At 34.6% G+C, this 16,465-nt stretch carries 16 protein-coding genes and 2 pseudogenes; 11 read left to right on the top strand and 7 right to left on the bottom strand.

Annotated features, from left to right (window positions below):
- Nucleotides 1-2 precede the first annotated feature (2 nt).
- The 8 genes from Q8L85_05295 (at nt 3) to Q8L85_05260 (ending at nt 8,736) form a co-directional block, all read left to right on the top strand.
- Nucleotides 3-785, top strand: a complete 783-nt coding sequence (locus Q8L85_05295) for an ATP-binding cassette domain-containing protein (protein MDP1724099.1) — start codon at nt 3-5, stop codon at nt 783-785.
- A gap of 9 nt (nt 786-794) precedes the next feature.
- Nucleotides 795-1,718 (top strand): MlaD family protein, encoded by a 924-nt coding sequence (locus Q8L85_05290; GenBank protein ID MDP1724098.1) that lies wholly within the window; start codon nt 795-797, stop codon nt 1,716-1,718.
- A gap of 154 nt (nt 1,719-1,872) precedes the next feature.
- Nucleotides 1,873-2,487 (top strand): ABC-type transport auxiliary lipoprotein family protein, encoded by a 615-nt coding sequence (locus Q8L85_05285; protein MDP1724097.1) that lies wholly within the window; start codon nt 1,873-1,875, stop codon nt 2,485-2,487.
- Between the two features lie 239 nt (nt 2,488-2,726).
- Nucleotides 2,727-2,996, top strand: coding sequence for a hypothetical protein (locus Q8L85_05280; protein MDP1724096.1), 270 nt, complete (start codon nt 2,727-2,729; stop codon nt 2,994-2,996).
- Nucleotides 2,997-3,352: 356 nt separating this feature from the next.
- Nucleotides 3,353-4,381, top strand: coding sequence for a TAXI family TRAP transporter solute-binding subunit (locus Q8L85_05275; GenBank protein MDP1724095.1), 1,029 nt, complete (start codon nt 3,353-3,355; stop codon nt 4,379-4,381).
- Between the two features lie 13 nt (nt 4,382-4,394).
- Nucleotides 4,395-6,977, top strand: coding sequence for a TRAP transporter permease (locus Q8L85_05270; GenBank protein ID MDP1724094.1), 2,583 nt, complete (start codon nt 4,395-4,397; stop codon nt 6,975-6,977).
- A 6-nt stretch (nt 6,978-6,983) separates the two neighbouring features.
- Complete coding sequence (locus tag Q8L85_05265; protein ID MDP1724093.1) at nt 6,984-7,415, top strand: universal stress protein; 432 nt, start codon at nt 6,984-6,986, stop codon at nt 7,413-7,415.
- A gap of 169 nt (nt 7,416-7,584) precedes the next feature.
- On the top strand, nt 7,585-8,736 hold the full coding sequence (locus Q8L85_05260) for a mechanosensitive ion channel (GenBank protein ID MDP1724092.1): 1,152 nt from the start codon (nt 7,585-7,587) through the stop codon (nt 8,734-8,736).
- 160 nt (nt 8,737-8,896) lie between these two features.
- On the opposite strand, the gene Q8L85_05255 is transcribed toward Q8L85_05260, so the two are convergent.
- The 5 genes and pseudogenes from Q8L85_05255 to Q8L85_05235 all read right to left on the bottom strand — a co-directional run bounded on the left by Q8L85_05255 (nt 8,897) and on the right by Q8L85_05235 (nt 10,962).
- Complete coding sequence (locus Q8L85_05255; protein ID MDP1724091.1) at nt 8,897-9,529, bottom strand: acyl-homoserine-lactone synthase; 633 nt, start codon at nt 9,527-9,529, stop codon at nt 8,897-8,899.
- Nucleotides 9,530-9,694: 165 nt separating this feature from the next.
- Nucleotides 9,695-9,841: pseudogene (locus Q8L85_05250) on the bottom strand (transposase).
- A gap of 45 nt (nt 9,842-9,886) precedes the next feature.
- Nucleotides 9,887-9,988, bottom strand: a pseudogene (locus tag Q8L85_05245) (hypothetical protein).
- Nucleotides 9,989-10,083: 95 nt separating this feature from the next.
- Nucleotides 10,084-10,374: a hypothetical protein gene (locus Q8L85_05240; GenBank protein ID MDP1724090.1), complete on the bottom strand. Its 291-nt coding sequence runs from the start codon at nt 10,372-10,374 to the stop codon at nt 10,084-10,086.
- Between the two features lie 441 nt (nt 10,375-10,815).
- Nucleotides 10,816-10,962 (bottom strand): PRC-barrel domain-containing protein, encoded by a 147-nt coding sequence (locus tag Q8L85_05235; GenBank protein MDP1724089.1) that lies wholly within the window; start codon nt 10,960-10,962, stop codon nt 10,816-10,818.
- 1,027 nt (nt 10,963-11,989) lie between these two features.
- Between Q8L85_05235 and Q8L85_05230 the strand changes: the two genes are divergently transcribed.
- Both Q8L85_05230 and Q8L85_05225 read left to right on the top strand, forming a co-directional pair.
- A complete protein-coding gene (locus tag Q8L85_05230) occupies nt 11,990-12,304 on the top strand; it encodes a DUF2383 domain-containing protein (GenBank protein MDP1724088.1) in 315 nt (104 codons plus the stop codon).
- 352 nt (nt 12,305-12,656) lie between these two features.
- Nucleotides 12,657-13,058, top strand: a complete 402-nt coding sequence (locus Q8L85_05225; protein ID MDP1724087.1) for a hypothetical protein — start codon at nt 12,657-12,659, stop codon at nt 13,056-13,058.
- 369 nt (nt 13,059-13,427) lie between these two features.
- On the opposite strand, the gene Q8L85_05220 is transcribed toward Q8L85_05225, so the two are convergent.
- On the bottom strand, nt 13,428-14,648 hold the full coding sequence (locus Q8L85_05220; GenBank protein ID MDP1724086.1) for an aspartate kinase: 1,221 nt from the start codon (nt 14,646-14,648) through the stop codon (nt 13,428-13,430).
- A 104-nt stretch (nt 14,649-14,752) separates the two neighbouring features.
- On the opposite strand from Q8L85_05220, the gene ubiG reads away from it, so the two are divergent.
- Nucleotides 14,753-15,487, top strand: a complete 735-nt coding sequence (gene ubiG / locus Q8L85_05215; protein ID MDP1724085.1) for a bifunctional 2-polyprenyl-6-hydroxyphenol methylase/3-demethylubiquinol 3-O-methyltransferase UbiG — start codon at nt 14,753-14,755, stop codon at nt 15,485-15,487.
- A 599-nt stretch (nt 15,488-16,086) separates the two neighbouring features.
- On the opposite strand, the gene ihfB is transcribed toward ubiG, so the two are convergent.
- Nucleotides 16,087-16,368: an integration host factor subunit beta gene (gene ihfB / locus Q8L85_05210; GenBank protein MDP1724084.1), complete on the bottom strand. Its 282-nt coding sequence runs from the start codon at nt 16,366-16,368 to the stop codon at nt 16,087-16,089.
- Nucleotides 16,369-16,465: the final 97 nt, after the last annotated feature.

Below are 16,465 nucleotides of genomic sequence, written 5' to 3'. Positions count from 1 at the left end.
TCATGACAAACCCCATCATTTCACTTGCACATATACAAACAAGATTCGGTTCACAAATAGTGCACGAAGATGTTTCGCTTGATATTCCGTACAATCAAATTTATGGCTTAGTGGGTGCCTCAGGATCAGGAAAATCGGTTTTATTGCGCGTTATGATCGGGCTCATTAAACCCTATAATGGTAATGTTACGATATTAGGAAAAGATATTCAGACGCTTAATAGACGCGAAAAACAAAAATTAAGCTTTGATATTGGTGTATCTTTTCAAAATGGCGCTTTATTTAGTTCGCTTAATGTGGCACAAAATATTCAAATGCCGATGAAAGAATATCTAGATTTACCTCAAAATCTAATGGATGAATTAACAGGGTTGAAACTTGCCCTTGTAGGTCTGTCGCCTGATACAGCCTGGAAATATCCTTCGCAATTATCAGGTGGCATGCGTAAACGTGTAGGTATTGCACGTGCTTTAGCCCTTGATCCCAAAATTTTACTTTTAGACGAACCAACAGCTGGACTTGACGCAATAAGTGCTGAAGGTTTTGATACCTTAATTAAGGCATTGCAAGAAAGCTTAAATTTAACTGTTGTCATTGTAACCCATGATATAGATACTTTAGTTGCAATTTGTGATAAAGTAGCTGTACTTGTTGATCGAAGAATTATTGTGGGTACAATCGAAGAATTGCTTGAACTTAACCATCCTTGGATTAATGATTATTTTGGTGGTATGCGTGGGCAAAATGCTTTGATTGGTAAAAAATTAAGAAGCGCGAAAGGATGAACCAGCTTCATGGAAACTAAAGGTTATTATTTAACAGTCGGTATTTTTGTTCTAAGTATTTTAGTGGGTGCTATATTTTTTTCAATTTGGCTTTATGAAAAAACGGGTGGCGAAGGCCTTCCATATACTATTTATTTCAAAAGTTCGGTTACAGGCCTTAATCAAGGTAGCGGTGTTATTTATCAAGGTGTTCCTATTGGTAAAGTGACGAAAATTTCAGTTGACCCAGAAGTTGCTGATCAAGTAAAGGTTGACGTTACTATTCAAGATGATTTTCCAGTCTATAAAGATACTTACGCACAATTAGAAATGAAAGGCATTACAGGCGGTCTTTTGGTTCAATTACGTGGCGGTAGCGTTAAAACAACACCTTTGGAACATACGCGTAAAATGCCATCGCCTATTATTCAATCTCGTCCATCGCATATTGAAGAATTATTTACGTCTGCGCCAAAGCTTATTAAAAATTTTTCAGAAGTTGCTGAAAGCTTAAATCAAATTTTGACAGATAAAACAAAAACAAATGTGACGGGCATCATCGACGATATTAAAGATGTGACAGGGGCTATTTCACGAAAAACAAAAAGTATTGAATCGGCAATTGATGAAGCTGCAAATTTATTCGATGATGGCGTTAAATTTGTACGAAATTTTGACAAACAAATCGATTCAATCGCTGGATTTTTCAAACAATCTTTAACAGGCATTAAAGATGCATCTTCAAAAGTTGGTAATTTTTCTGATCAAGTAGCACATCTAGTTAAAGAAAATAGACAAGGTGTTCTTGATTTCACAAGTACCGGATTATATGAGTTTTCGCAATTGCTTAACGAGATGCGCGATCTTATCATTGGTGTTACACGTGTTTCCAAGAAAATCGAAAATTCTAGAATTCTTTTTGGGGATACTAGTAAAGGTGTGGTGGCCAAATAATGGTAACTACCCCAATTATGGTTAAATTCGTCGTCAGATCTCCGTTTCCGGTACTCATGTACAAAGAGGTACACTTCGTTCCGGTTCTCGATCTTTCTAGACTTTATCTCATAATTGGGGTAGTTAATGACCAATCACTTGGAGTGTGCAACTAATGTTTTTAAAAAAAATAATTCCATTGTGTTTATTACCTTTTTTGAGTGGTTGTTTTTCTCTTTTTCCAAAACCTGCTGCTCCACCACGTATTTATACTTTAACACCTAAAAGCACCTTTCCTGCTGATCTCCCTAATGTTCAAGGTCTTATCATTGTTGAGCGACCTCACGTTGGCGCCGATATTGAAACTGAAAAAATAACAGTTCATTTGACGCCGCATAAAGTTGATTATTACAAACAAGCCAAATGGATTGAACGTGCTCATAAAATGATGCAAAATCTTATTGTAGAATCATTTGAAAATAGCCGTAAAATAACGGCTATTGCTTCTGACGCTGCAAAATTACGTTCAGATTATTTGCTTATGACGGAATTAAAAGAATTTCAAGCAGAAAGCTATCATAACCCACAAGAAACACGTGTTCATGTAGCCCTTAATGCGAAACTTATTAAAATGCCCGAGCGAAAACTAGTGACCTCCCAAAATTTTGATCAAGTTATTGTTGCACCATCCCTTAAAATGGACGAGATTGTATCAACTTTTGATAAAGCTGCTGGTAAAATTTTAAAAAAACTTGTTATTTGGACTGTTAATTCGATTCAAAAAAAATAAAATTATCAATCTACCGGACAAAAATATATTTTTCTTTTGAATCCTGCTTATAACTCAATTGTTTCCGCGTGATCCCTGAAAGCCCAAAGGGTCCGAATGTAGATCCAGGGTTCAGAAACATTCATGATCGAAGAGCATGCCATGTTTATTTTATTTAAAACAATTAATAAATTTTTAATAATTATTGTATTAAAATTAAATTAACAACTAAAGTGAAGAATAATATAAAGGAGGTTTAAATGAAAAAAATTCTAACAACTATTTCTATTTTAGGCGGCGTCTTATTTTGCTTAAATGTACATGCAGATTGTAAGTTGTTAACAATGGACATTAAAGCTGCACAAGAACATATCGACAGAGAAACAAAAAACCCAGGTAGCAAAACAAAAATGGTTAACACATATCCAAACATTCTAAAAAGTGAATATGATGTCCAACAAGGATTTATAGAAAATAAACGTAACGCTCTTAAAAGATCACAAGACCAATTTGATAAAGAGTGCAAATGAAGTCTGTTAGTCTATATTAGGGTTTTATCGCATCTGTTTTACAGATGGGATAAAGCTCGCTTTACAAGTTGAATGAACAATCTTGATGGCGGATAGGCATCGTTTTTCTTATTCTATGTAAAATGGATTAAAATGCCAGAGTGAAAACTCGTGATTTTGATAGTCAATTCGATTCAAAAAAAATAAAATTATACAAATACAATCCCTTAAAAATTGTTAATTTTATGGATAATTTGACTCTAAGGTAGATTTTGCACACAATCAGAGATTGCATAATGTGTCAGGATTCCCTATAGTATTTATTGACAGTCAAGATTTGTCCATTCGACCAATTTCTAAATTCATGAAGGTTCTTAATGCAACGGTTAATCCTTTTTTTTGTTTTTTTTGGTATATTAATAGCTGCCATTGTTTCAAGTTTTCCTAAATTTTGCGCTGATATGTTTGGTTACCCCATTACGCCAAAAGAAAATATTTCTTCTGATCGTAAAAAATTTGTAACACTCGGCACTGGTGGTGTTACTGGCTTATATTTTCCGACAGGTGGTACAATCTGTAGGTTAATTAATCGTGATAAAGACAAACATAAAATACAATGCTCTGTTGAAAGCACTGGTGGATCTGTTTACAATTTAAATGCTCTTAACCAAAAAGAACTTGATTTAGGTATTGCGCAATCTGACCTTATTTATGATGCCTATAAAGAAGCTGGACACATCAAATCTGTTACTCCAAATCCTAATTTAAGAACGATTATCTCGTTATATACAGAACCACTTACAATTGTGGCACGTCAAGATTCAAACATTAAGACATTTGCCGATTTAAAAGGAAAACGCGTTAATATTGGTGCGCCCGGTTCTGGTCAACGTGCCACGATGATGTCTTTGATTGATTACCTTGGATGGTCGCTTAAAGATTTTAAGCAGCTCTCAGGTCTAAACCCAGTCGAACAAGCAACCGCCCTTTGTGATAATAAACTTGATGCGATTGTTTACTCAGTCGGTCACCCCAATGGATCGATTCAAGAAGCAAGTTCATCTTGCGATGCAAATCTTGTGCAAATTTCAGGTCCAGAAATTGATCGTTTCCTTCAAAAAAATCCTTTTTATGTGCCTGCTAAAATTAAAGGCGGCATGTATCGTGGCACAGAAGATGAAATAAGCACTTTTGGCGTAAAAGTCGGTGTCCTTGCAACAACAAAATTATCCGATGATATTGCTTATGAAATCGTAAAAAGTATTGCGAATAATTTTGAAAGTTTTAAACGACTCCATCCTATTTTTTCGAATCTAACACTTGATGCTATGGCGAATGAAGCAATTATTGCACCCCTACATGATGGCGCTGCAAAATTCTTTCAGGAAAAAGGCATTTTGAAATAAAATTGGTAAGAACATGACAAATACAAGACCGCTCGATAAATTTTTGCCGGATATTATCAAAGAAGTCGATTCAGGCACCCGTAAACCTTCAGTCTCGTGGACAAAAACAATCACTTTTCTTACCTTTGCTTGGTCATTTTTTCAGCTTTGGTATGCGTCACCCCTTCCTTTTTCCTTAGGTTTTTTTATATTAAATGATACCGAAGCGCGCGCCATTCATCTTGGATTTGCACTTCTTTTAGCTTTTTTAGTGTACCCGGCCTATAAAGAATCATCGCGTTATAAAATCCCTATTGTTGATATCATCCTTGCCGTTCTAGGATGTCTATCCGCTTTATATTTATATGTATTTTATATTGATCTATCCGAACGTCCTGGTATGCCGCGTGTAACTGACATCATAATGTCAATTATTGGTATTATTGTTCTTCTTGAGGCGGCAAGACGTTGTCTTGGTATGCCCCTTATGCTTATTGCTTCTATCGCTTTATTTTACATTTTTGCAGGCCAATTTATGCCTGAAGTGATTGCACATAAAGGTGCCAGTATTAATAAAGCCTTTTCATATCAATGGCTTACAACTGAAGGGGTCTTTGGCATTGCCTTAGGCGTTTCAACTAGTTTTGTTTTCCTTTTTGTCCTTTTTGGCTCTTTGCTTGATAAAGCAGGTGCAGGTGGATATTTCATCAAACTTGCTTTTTCAATGCTCGGCCATTATAGAGGTGGTCCCGCAAAAGCTGCTGTTTTATCTTCGGGGCTCACTGGGCTTATTTCTGGATCATCTGTTGCCAATGTGGTTACAACTGGTACCTTCACCATTCCACTCATGAAAAAAGTTGGTTTTTCGGGTGAGCAAGCAGGTGCTATTGAAGCAGCGACCGGTATTAATGGACAAATTCTACCCCCAGTCATGGGTGCTGCAGCCTTTATTATGGTTGAGTATGTTGGGATTTCGTATGGGGATGTATGTAAGCATGCGTTATTGCCTGCAATCATTTCCTATATAGCATTGCTCTATATGGTGCATTTAGATGCCGTTAGCGCAGGTATGAAAGGTATTCCTAAAGCGATTACCTCAACTTTCAAACAAGCTTTGTTTTCTTTTGGCATTACCTTATCAAGTTTTATTATTCTAGGTGCCATTATTTATTTTGGGCTGGGGTGGGTTAAAGATTTATTTGGGTCCAATGCTGTTTATGTTCTTTTTGGTGCACTTATTTTTGTTTATATAGGTACATTGTATTTGGCCTCAAAATATACGGATATTAACAGCGATAAAGGTGAAATTGAACTTGAGGAAATGAAAACCTTGCCGCCTTTAGGGCCTACGTTTAAAGCAGGCATTCATTTTCTTTTACCCATCGTTGTTCTTATTTGGTGCCTTATTGTTGAGCGTTTATCCCCTGGGCTTTCAGCTTTTTGGGCAATTGTTTTCTTGCTAATCACCATGGTTACACAACGCCCCATCACCATTTTCTTTAAAAAAACAGGTGATATGAAAGAAGCATTTCTACGTGGTTTTTCAGATATTAAGCAAGGCATGATCGCAGGCGCACGTAATATGATTGCCATTGGTATTGCAACGGCAACCGCTGGTATTGTTGTTGGTATGATTGCGCTTACGGGTGTTGGCCTCAAAATGACATCACTCATCGAACTTATTTCTTCAGGCAATGTTTTTTTAATGTTTGCTTTTACCGCGATCATAAGCCTTTTGGTTGGGATGGGTCTTCCAACAACCGCTAATTATATTGTTGTCTCTAGCCTTATGGCGCCTGTGCTCGTTGAACTGGGCGCAATGAATGGTATGATTATTCCACTTATCGCCGTACATTTGTTTGTTTTCTATTTTGGGATTATGGCTGATGTAACGCCTCCTGTAGGACTTGCTTCTTTTGCTGCCGCGGCTGTCGCTGGGTCTGACCCCTTAAGAACGGGTATTAAGGCGACCTTTTACAGTTTAAGAACTGTTGTTCTTCCATTCTTTTTTGTGTTTAACCCACAATTATTGCTGATTAAAACATCCAATCCGCATATTGTTGTATTTACTATTTTATCAGCAATTATTGGCATGATGGCTTTTGTCGCCAGTATAAAAGGCTATTTTTTGGTAAAAAGTAAATGGTATGAAAATATAATTTTACTTCTTTCAGCACTTATTTTCTTTATGCCTAATGTACTTTTAGATCAATTTACAGAACGTTACAAGCAAATTGACCCTTATACTATACCCCAATTTCTTGAAAGCAAACCACATAAGGGAACGATAAAGTTACGTATTGAAGGCGAGAATATTTCAGGTGATAAAATTGAAAAATCAATTTCTTTGCGTTTATCGGAAGATGGTGCGGGTTATGAGCGCCTTGAAAAATCAGGATTAAAACTTCGATATGACAAAGATGCCGTGCGCATTGAGCAAGTTGAATTTGGTAGCAATGCTGCAAATGCCGGCTTGTCTTTTGATTGGACTGTTAAATATGCATTTACGCGGAGTGATCGAATTTCAAAAGAATGGCTTTTTATTCCCGCTTTACTTTTGATCGGATTTGTTTTCTACTTTCAGAGAAGAAGACAAAAAAATATACGAGATGTGTAAATGACAGTGTTTAAAGAAATTCTACTTGCGATTGATTTGGAGGATAAAAACTCTTGGGAAAAGGCGCTCCCTTTTTCCGTTTCTTATGCGCAAGCGTTTGATGCAAAACTTCATATTTTAACTGTTCTCCCGGACTTTGGGATGAGCTTGGTAGGTCAATATTTTCCTGCAGATTATGAAGAAAAAATGCGTAAAAAATCAAATAAAGCTCTACATGAGTTTGTGAATATTCATGTACCAGAAAATGTGACCGTCCAAAATATCGTTGCAACTGGATCTGTATATGAAACAATCGTCAATATGGCAGAAGAAATTAAAGCTGATCTTATAGTGTTGGGTGCACATCGTCCTGAGCTTAAAGATTATTTAATTGGGCCTAATGCATCACGCGTTGTAAGACATGGACATTGTTCGGTTTTAGTAATAAGGGACGCATAACTACCCACCATATGGACAAATTCGTTGTCAAGTCTACACTTCCGGTACTCATGTACAAAAAGGTACATTCCGTTCCGGCTTTCGACTTTCCTAGCCTTTGTCTCATAATCTGGGCAGTTGATGACTATATACGTAGGAGTTATAAAAAAGCCGATAAAAAGGAGGAAAAGTGAATTACGCAACGCAAAAATTTTTTTTTGAAGTACAGCAACTATTCACTGACTTAAATAAAGGCATAGATTTTGCTATAGTTTTTGCTATTTTTTTAGGTTGTTATATTTCATTTAAAATGATTATTAAGAGAATAATCTTATTTATTGAAAAAAAGAAAAGTGAAAAATTAAAATCACTTTCAGCATATTTGATTTTAACAAAATCATTTTTTATTTTTTTTCTATCTATTTTTATTTCAACACATTTTATAGCATTGACGCCTATAATAACTGCTTTTTTTATTAAATTGACGGAGCTTTCATTTATTATTCAATTTGGAATCTGGCTGAATTATTTTATTAAAAATTGGATCGAAAGAGGTGTTAAGAAAAAATCTAAAACAAATCCGACTATTAAAAATGCTCTTTCACTCTTTCGCCTTGCAGGAAATGTTATCGTATGGGGCATTGTGATTTTAATGTTATTGGATTCATTAGAATTTAAAATATCCGGTCTTCTAGCAGGTCTTGGTATTGGTGGTATTGCGATTGGCCTTGCTTCTCAAAAAATCTTAGCTGATCTTTTTGCTTCTGTTTCTATCATTCTTGATAATCCTTTTGCAGTAGGTGATAAAATTAATTTTGGCGATTTTTCAGGTCGCGTTGAATATATCGGCCTTAAGACAACTCATCTTAGAAGCAAATCAGGTGAACTTATTGTGTGCTCAAATGCCGATTTAATCGCGACGCGCATTAAAAACTTTCAACGTGTTACAGATCTTAGAACAGACCAACAATTAACAATTGCTGCTGATACGCCCTATGAAGTTTTAATAGAAATACCTCAATTGTTAAAAAAAATTATTGATGAGGTGCCATCAGCTGTTTTCAAAGATAGTTGTTTTAGTAATTATGCGCAAGGAAGTCTTATTTTTACAGTTGTTTATATAATTCCTCATGCTCATATAGATGATGAGGCGCGTATTAAAGAATCTATTAATTATAAAATTTATGCATTATTTCAAGAAAAAAAGATCAATTTTGCCTATCCGACGCAACGTTTATTGCTTGAAGGCGGATTGCGTACTATTAAAGACCAACTTCAGGATACTGAATTGCCTCAAGATAAAGGGTTAATTCCAGAAACTATAAAGCCTGCAACATCCTGAAGTTTAACTAAACCTTATATACTCATCTTCTAAAATGAAGTGCAACACCTTAAAGTGTAAGTTAAAAAGACGACACCAAGGATGTGTTTTGGGTAAAAGACCCTAATTTAAAAGAATTTATAATAGATAAACGTCAATCAATCTATGGGACAATTTTTATTCATGATAGAAAATTGTCGACACAGCTTTGTTTTCCAGAATTTGCTTTTTCAAATATAGTGTTATAGCAATCCATTGAAACTTCAAGTATTCCAGCAACGGAGGTTATTTCTTGATTTTCAGGACATTTTTTTGGTTCTGAAAGTCTATGAACCGGCCAACCTGCTTTTCTTGATAATCGCTCAATGCTTGTGCTCATAACAGTTATGATTGAGTCAATATTTTTTTCTAATCCAAATTTAATCATTGCCAGAAACAATATTATTGAGGGGTTCATCATAGTATTATCGCTATTAGGCGGTATATTTGCAAAAAATCTGCTTGATTCCCAAATTTTTTCTGTTTTAGGAATTAGTGTATGTTTTTCGATTAAATATGAAAAAACATCAGGAAGCATATAATTACCAGTTGTAGGAATAAATCTTACACCACCGCAAGCACCGTATTTTGGATGAACATATAATAAATACTCGGCTTGATCCGTGTCGTAATTATCTTTTTCTTCTTTTTCAGAACCTAAATTTTTTGTCGTCCACTTTAATTTATCACTAAAAATAAGCTTTCTGTGATGAAAATATTCAGTCATAGAATTTGAAAAATTATGAATATTCTTTTGGGTGATATATTTAATCATTAGGTTCTCATTTTTTTTTATTATTAACCAATTGTACATATTAAGAATTATTTGTCATTAACTATCTTTATATAGTAAATTCTATTAATTTTCACCTTAAAAAGGCAGCATCAATGGCATTATTATGTTCGTATCCTCGGCTCTTAAAAGTTTTGTAATGGGCCTTTAAAATAGCCCATTGATTTTCAATGGATTATAATCAGATAAATAAGGAGCTAGATACAACAGGTTACAGCCTGCTTTTTCAATTAATTCCTTTGTTTTTGAACTTTTATGAAAAGAAGCGTTATCCATAACAATAGTTGTGCCTGGATTTTTTTCAATTTCTGCTTTAAGGGTTTCCGGATCTATTTTTCTTGCTTCATGAATTTTACGTTTTTTCTCTACAAAACCTCCATTTTCCTTATATTCTTTTAACCAACGGCCAATTGTATTGCTGCTAATTTTAAAGAGGTTCATTACTTCATTCAGGAAATCCTTCCAATATATTGCTCACAACTCTCAACCTAAATTTAGTGTCATAACTCATGATATAGACCTCTATATTTTCTATGTCAGTATTGTAACAGATAATTTCGATTATTAATAGAATTTGGTATATTACGTTCTTCGTCTGATGAACGTGGTGCATTAGATTCCATGCCTCTATCATCTGAGGAAGAACCTTTTGCAGAATTATCCCTGCCTTCATCATTCTCTATTATTTGCGAATTCGCTGAACGGGAGGAGTCAGATTGTTTAACGATTGGCCCCGAAGATGGAGTTTCCTTATCTGCAAAACTCTGTGGTGAGTTTCCAAATATACAGCATACAATCGTAGAACAAACAAAGAGTAATTTTTTCATAGTGCTATCCTTTAGTTTTATTATTTCCATTTGAAGAGATCTATAAGTTTATCAATTTATTTTTATCTTCTCCTTTTTTTGTGGCCATAAATTTTTATAAAACACATTCAAGCTCTTGGTAAGGCTCTTTTGTTTTAGTAATCTTATCATCTATAAGATTCCTCTATTGTTCCATCAAACTTCCTTTTATTATATTTCAATTTTTTCTGATAATATTTTGATTTATACCTCAAAAGTGAAGTAAAAAATTTATAGATAGTAGTTTGTTGCAGCCTCCGTCCAATAAGGATCATATGAATCTGGCCAATAATCATTACTAAAACCTGGTGAGTTTTTGAATTCTTCTCTGCTGATATTTACTCGAAAGCAGTCTTTTTCAGGATGATAACTGAGAACATGCCACGGTATCGCAAAGAACTTATCTCCTATGCCCAAGAACCCTCAAAAAGAAATAACAACGCAATCTATCTTTCCTTGTGTTTTGTTAATCATGATTTCTACAATCTCGCCAAGATTTTTATCTTTCATGTTTTTAACTTTTACGCCTTTTACTTCACAAGATCTTATTAAGTTTTTATTCGTTTGCATAACTTGATGTCCTGTTTATAGGTTTTAATAATATTGTTCCATACGGCCATAGGGACGTTCAGAACGTTTTTCAAAACCAGCTTGATAATTATTGATTAAACAAAATCTACAACTTTCATTTGTCCTTACAAACTACAGTTGGTTTTTTAGATATTTGTTTATTTTTGAGAAAGTTTAATGAGGATCGGATGAGTCTCTTTTTAGAGTTCACTCCTTATGCTTCGCTTATTGGACGAAGCTTTAAAGCATCTTTATGCTGCGAGATCTTATAGTACGTATTTCATACTAAGTCAATCCTTGATTACAGAGGAAACTCATTAAAGACCTAATAGTAAAAACCGTACTATTTATCTCCATATATAAAAAAAATTTATCCAAAAGATCATTGAAATATAGAATTTGATTAATTTGTTATACAATTTAAACAATTATTGGATTCTATTAATAAAAAAATTTTATGGATTGGGATATGTACTTTTATATATTTCAAAAAAACAATAATATAGTAAAAAAAATTAAAACTATTTATTTTTTTTATCAAAGAAAAGGATAAATTTTATAAAAAATAACTCACTACCCTTCTCTGTCGCATGGCTTTGTTGGGTAAGGTACAATTTGCGCGTTAAATTGACTTAATTAGGTTCTGTCGCATCTGTTTGGGATGGGTTTTGTCGTACTTGTAAAATGTCTCTATATTTTGAGATGAAAAAATTTAAACTGGAAAATCAATTCGCTCATGTCATTCATTAAATAATATTAAAGAAAGACTTGTAATGAAAGATCTAGACATTCGTGGCTGAGTATTATTAAATTTCACAATAACAGATTTATATATTGGTTAAAAAAAATAAAAAAAGCTAATTGTTCTTATGTTGAGAGTATGTATTGTATAAATACTATACATATAATTAATTAATTTTTTATTAAAAATTTTTACTATTTATGCAACATAGCCATTGACACGCACTTATATCAGGCGTAGAAAACCAATAGTGAATCAACACTTTACTCGAATAAGGAGCTAAAGATGATAACGGAAAAGCAACTTGAATCAGACTTTATAAAAGCAATAAAAGATACAATAGAGGTTGATTATGATGCAATAGCTGCTTATGAAGCAGCGATTGATCGTGTAGAAAAAGAAGAAACTAAACAAGCTTTACAAGATTTTAAAAAAGATCATGAAAAGCACGTTGAAGAGCTTTCTTCTTTTATCAAAAGTAAGGATGAAGTTCCCCCAACAGGCCCCAGCCTTAAAAGTGTTCTCACCAAAGGCAAAGTCATTTTAGACAATTTAATAGGAAACATGACAATCCTAAAGGCTGAGAACCAACGAAATTGATACAACCAACGCTTATGAACGTATCAATAATTGCCCAAATATTCCTGAAGAAGTAAGCGACCTTTTAAAACAGGGTCTTGAAGACGAAAGACGTCACTTAGCCTGGCTAGAAAAAAATATTTTTTAGTTAAAACAAAGAAGCTCCATTAAATAAAACGGGTGAAGCTTCTAAACAATCAAATTCTTCTTAAATTATTTTATATTTTAACAATCAAAAACATAGCCTGATTAATGAATAAGGGAAAGTCGTACGGAGAAATCTACCTCGTCTTTACTAATTACATTGACCGGAGAAGATAGTAAAAGAGCCTTCATCGATCAATATAGGTTGTTGTTGGAGTCAATCAATAAATTGAGTGATGTCCGTGAATCTGCCAATAATTTCTGGATAACAATCAATGGCACCCTGATAGGAATGATTGCTTACATAAGGGATTCTGAAAGCATGGGAGGCACACAAAAGCCATTTCTTCTTTATACCGTATTACTTTTTGGCTTTATACTTACTCTTTCCTGGTTAAGCTCTCTGTTTTCAATAAAGAAGAATGTTGAAATACGTAATGATTTAACTATTGAATTAGAGAAGCATTTACCAGCTAAAGTTTGTACATTACTGACGAAAAACACAGGAAAAAAAGGAAATTGGAGCGCAATCGTTTTTAAAGAAATGTTTGTTCCTCTTTCTTTTTTAATTGGATATATTTTTTTTGCGTTCCTTTTATGGTTTTCTTCTAAAATCTTGCTACCTTCATAATAAGACGCATAAGGCTATCCTTTCTAACAATAAGCGCACGCACTATAACTTGAACATAGCGTCGATTGTCGTTCACTTCGGGCGCGACTAAGCTTTGCTCCTCTTTCCTTGTCTCAAATTACAGGTTCGTCATTGCGAAAACATCTAGGTGATTGCACGAAGATGTTTGTGGTAATCCACAGTTTTTAGTGGATCATTCAAAAGTATGGATTGCCGCGCGCCTTCGTGGCACGCGACGACGAACTGGTTGATTTTAAATACTTTTAACATACGGCTTTTTCAAGTTATTTCACTATACATGAGTACCGCCCATATTTAATTTTCGTGTAGACCTGACGACGAATTTGCTCATAGAGTGGGTAGTTACATCTAATGCGCATCCAAATTATACGCTGCATGTAATGCTCTAACAGCCAATTCTAAATATTCCTCGGCAATTAACACGCTGATTTTGACCTCTGATGTTGAGATAACATAAATCGGTATCCCTTTTTCAGAGAGCGTCTTAAACATTGTGCTTGCAATACCTGCATGACTTTTCATGCCGAGCCCAATGACCGAGACCTTAGCAACATCTGGATCAAAATTAATTTTATCGAAAACATTTTCAGTAAGTCTTTGTTCTAGGACATAAAGCGTGCGTTCAAGATCACCCTTCGACACTGTAAATGTTAAATCAATTTTGCCAGCACTTGTCGAAATATTTTTGACAATCATATCCACATTAATATGCGCTTCGGAAAGGGGCGTAAAAATTTTTTCAAAAGATGAGGGATGATCAATTAAATCAACCAATGTAATTTTAGCCTCGTCCCTACTATGGGCAATGCCTGAAACAGGCGCATGATCGAGAATTTCGCTTTCATCAACAACCCATGTACCGGGCACATCTGAAAAACTTGAACGAACACGAACGCGCACATTATGACGCATGGCCATCTCCACAGAATTGGTTTGAAGAACTTTAGCGCCTTGTGACGCAAATTCAAGCATTTCTTCGAATGTTATTTTATCAATTTTACGTGCTTTTGAAACAATATTAGGGTCAGCTGTATAAATACCATCTACATCTGTATAAATATCACAAAAATCAGCTTTAAGAACAGCAGCTAATGCAACAGCAGATGTATCTGATCCACCACGTCCTAACGTTGTAATGCGTTTATCTTCAGTAATACCTTGAAACCCTGTTAACACGGCAACTTTGTTATTTGAAAGTTCTTCTTTTAATAAATCTGCACGAATCAATTGAATACGCGCTTTTGAATGTGATTCATCTGTCAAAACAGGCAATTGCCATGCGAGCCAGGATCGTGCCTGAATACCCATGCTTTGCAAAACGAGTGATAAAAGACCAGCTGTTATTTGCTCTCCCGATGATACAACTACATCATGTTCACGCAAATCATAAAAAGGGCTTACTTTTTGGACTAATTCAACCAATTGGTTGGTAACGCCTGCCATTGCAGACACCACAACAGCTACTTCATTACCAGCATCAACTTCGCGTTTTACAAGATGGGCAACATGCATGATTCTGTCTAAATTCGCAACAGAGCTGCCCCCAAATTTTTGCACAATACGTGCCATTCAATTAATGCCTTTTCGTTTTAGATAAAAAAAACTATACTTAGTCCGATTATTCCATAAAATAAGCATTTTCTGAAGTGCTTTAACTGAAAATAATATGAATCATGCAAAATACACAAACAATTTCACCGCGTGAAATAGCGCATTTTTCACAAATGGCTAAGGATTGGTGGGATCCTAAAGGATCATCAAGACCTTTACATCTCTTGAATCCTTTACGTATTTCATTTATTAAACAAGAGATTCAAAAACATTTAAAGCCCATTATGCTAGATTTTAAACCTTTTGAAAATTTACATATTTTAGATGTTGGATGCGGCGGGGGCATTTTAAGTGAACCCTTATGCCGGTTAGGCGCCAATGTGGCAGGCATTGATGCGACAAAATCACTTATAGACATTGCCCAAAAGCATGCAGAAGAACAAGATTTAGAGATAAATTATCATGCTACATCTTTAGAGGATTTTAATCCAAATAATCAATTTGATGTTATTATTGCAAGCGAAATTTTAGAGCATGTAGATTCGCTTGAATTATTTATTTCTCTTTTATCAAAATTATTAAAACCCACTGGATTACTCATTATTTCAACCTTGAATCGAACGCCATTATCATATCTTAAAGCCATTATAGGCGCAGAATATCTTTTGAAGTTAATACCTGTAGGAACACACCAATGGTCAAAATTTATTAAACCTTCTGAGCTTTCACATATAATGCGTCAAAATAATTTAAATATCAGTACCCTTCAAGGGATGAAATTTAATCCGATCAATGAAAAATGGTCGTTTTGTGATAATTTATCGACGAATTATTATGCGAGCTTTATTAATAATTAGAGGTCATTAAAATTTTCGAGGAGTTTTATAATATTTTTTATTTTGCTTAATAGAGCATCTTTTGTTTCTTATGTAAGAAGAAACTCAATCTACCGGACAAAAATATAGTTTGCGGCTAAATCTACCAACAACCCATCTGTTTCCCTGAACCAGTGAGAGTCCAAAGGACTCGAATGCCGATTCAGGGTCCAATAATAATCATGATCAAAGATCATGGCATGCTTAAAAAACTTTAGAATCATGCTCATAGGAGCATGAATTTCGTTTTAGATCCTAAATCTGCGTATGAAGCTTCGCTTCAACGCGTTCAGGAAAACAGTGCTGTGGGAATCAAACAGGGAATCTAAAATTAAAAATTGTCCCGTAGATTAGAAGAGACTACACTTCATGCCTCATTCTTACGCTTAACCCAAAAAATACTACATATCCAGACAGAATGAACGCAAAGTTTCACCATGCAATTTGATCATATAATTGCGATACTTTATAACCCTTCAAAGTGAACGCGACAGATTTTAAGATTTTCAATTAAACACAAGATACAATTATAGCTTGTACAACTTTATCAATCCGCACACATCCTGAAGTAATTTTAAGTATTACTTAATATTTAATCTTTCACGCAATTCTTTACCCATTCTAAAAGCCGGCGTTGCTTTGGGTTTTACTTTAACAGATTCGCCTGTGCGTGGATTGCGTGCAAGACGCGCTTCACGCGTTTTAACTGAAAAAGTGCCAAAACCACGAAGCTCAACACGATCACCGCGTGCAAGGGCTGACATGATTTCATCAAAAATAGTTACCACAACTTTTTCTAAGTCTTGTTGATAGAGTTGCGGATTAATTTTCGACAGTTTTGAAATAAGCTCTGATCTTGTCAATTTTTGTTCCTCCATTCACCTTTTTAATGCTTATCATTAAGAGGATGTTTTTATTTATTATAAAATGTTCTAAAAAAAAATTCCAGTCTTTTTAGAG

It is taken from the genome of Alphaproteobacteria bacterium, from assembly GCA_030680745.1.
Classification (GTDB): domain Bacteria; phylum Pseudomonadota; class Alphaproteobacteria; order JAUXUR01; family JAUXUR01; genus JAUXUR01.
Note: the sequence above shows the minus strand (reverse complement) of the source record. Positions and strands in the feature narration are given on the sequence as shown.

Bases quoted from the DNA above. Each gene is read 5' to 3' on its own strand.
- Q8L85_05295 (MDP1724099.1), top strand. From the start codon at position 3: ATGACAAACCCCATCATTTCACTTGCACATATACAAACAAGATTCGGT.
- Q8L85_05290 (MDP1724098.1), top strand. From the start codon at position 795: ATGGAAACTAAAGGTTATTATTTAACAGTCGGTATTTTTGTTCTAAGT.
- Q8L85_05285 (MDP1724097.1), top strand. From the start codon at position 1,873: ATGTTTTTAAAAAAAATAATTCCATTGTGTTTATTACCTTTTTTGAGT.
- Q8L85_05280 (MDP1724096.1), top strand. From the start codon at position 2,727: ATGAAAAAAATTCTAACAACTATTTCTATTTTAGGCGGCGTCTTATTT.
- Q8L85_05275 (MDP1724095.1), top strand. From the start codon at position 3,353: ATGCAACGGTTAATCCTTTTTTTTGTTTTTTTTGGTATATTAATAGCT.
- Q8L85_05270 (MDP1724094.1), top strand. From the start codon at position 4,395: ATGACAAATACAAGACCGCTCGATAAATTTTTGCCGGATATTATCAAA.
- Q8L85_05255 (MDP1724091.1), bottom strand. From the start codon at position 9,529: ATGATTAAATATATCACCCAAAAGAATATTCATAATTTTTCAAATTCT.
- Q8L85_05240 (MDP1724090.1), bottom strand. From the start codon at position 10,374: ATGAAAAAATTACTCTTTGTTTGTTCTACGATTGTATGCTGTATATTT.
- Q8L85_05235 (MDP1724089.1), bottom strand. From the start codon at position 10,962: ATGCAAACGAATAAAAACTTAATAAGATCTTGTGAAGTAAAAGGCGTA.
- Q8L85_05230 (MDP1724088.1), top strand. From the start codon at position 11,990: ATGATAACGGAAAAGCAACTTGAATCAGACTTTATAAAAGCAATAAAA.
- Q8L85_05220 (MDP1724086.1), bottom strand. From the start codon at position 14,648: ATGGCACGTATTGTGCAAAAATTTGGGGGCAGCTCTGTTGCGAATTTA.
- ubiG (MDP1724085.1), top strand. From the start codon at position 14,753: ATGCAAAATACACAAACAATTTCACCGCGTGAAATAGCGCATTTTTCA.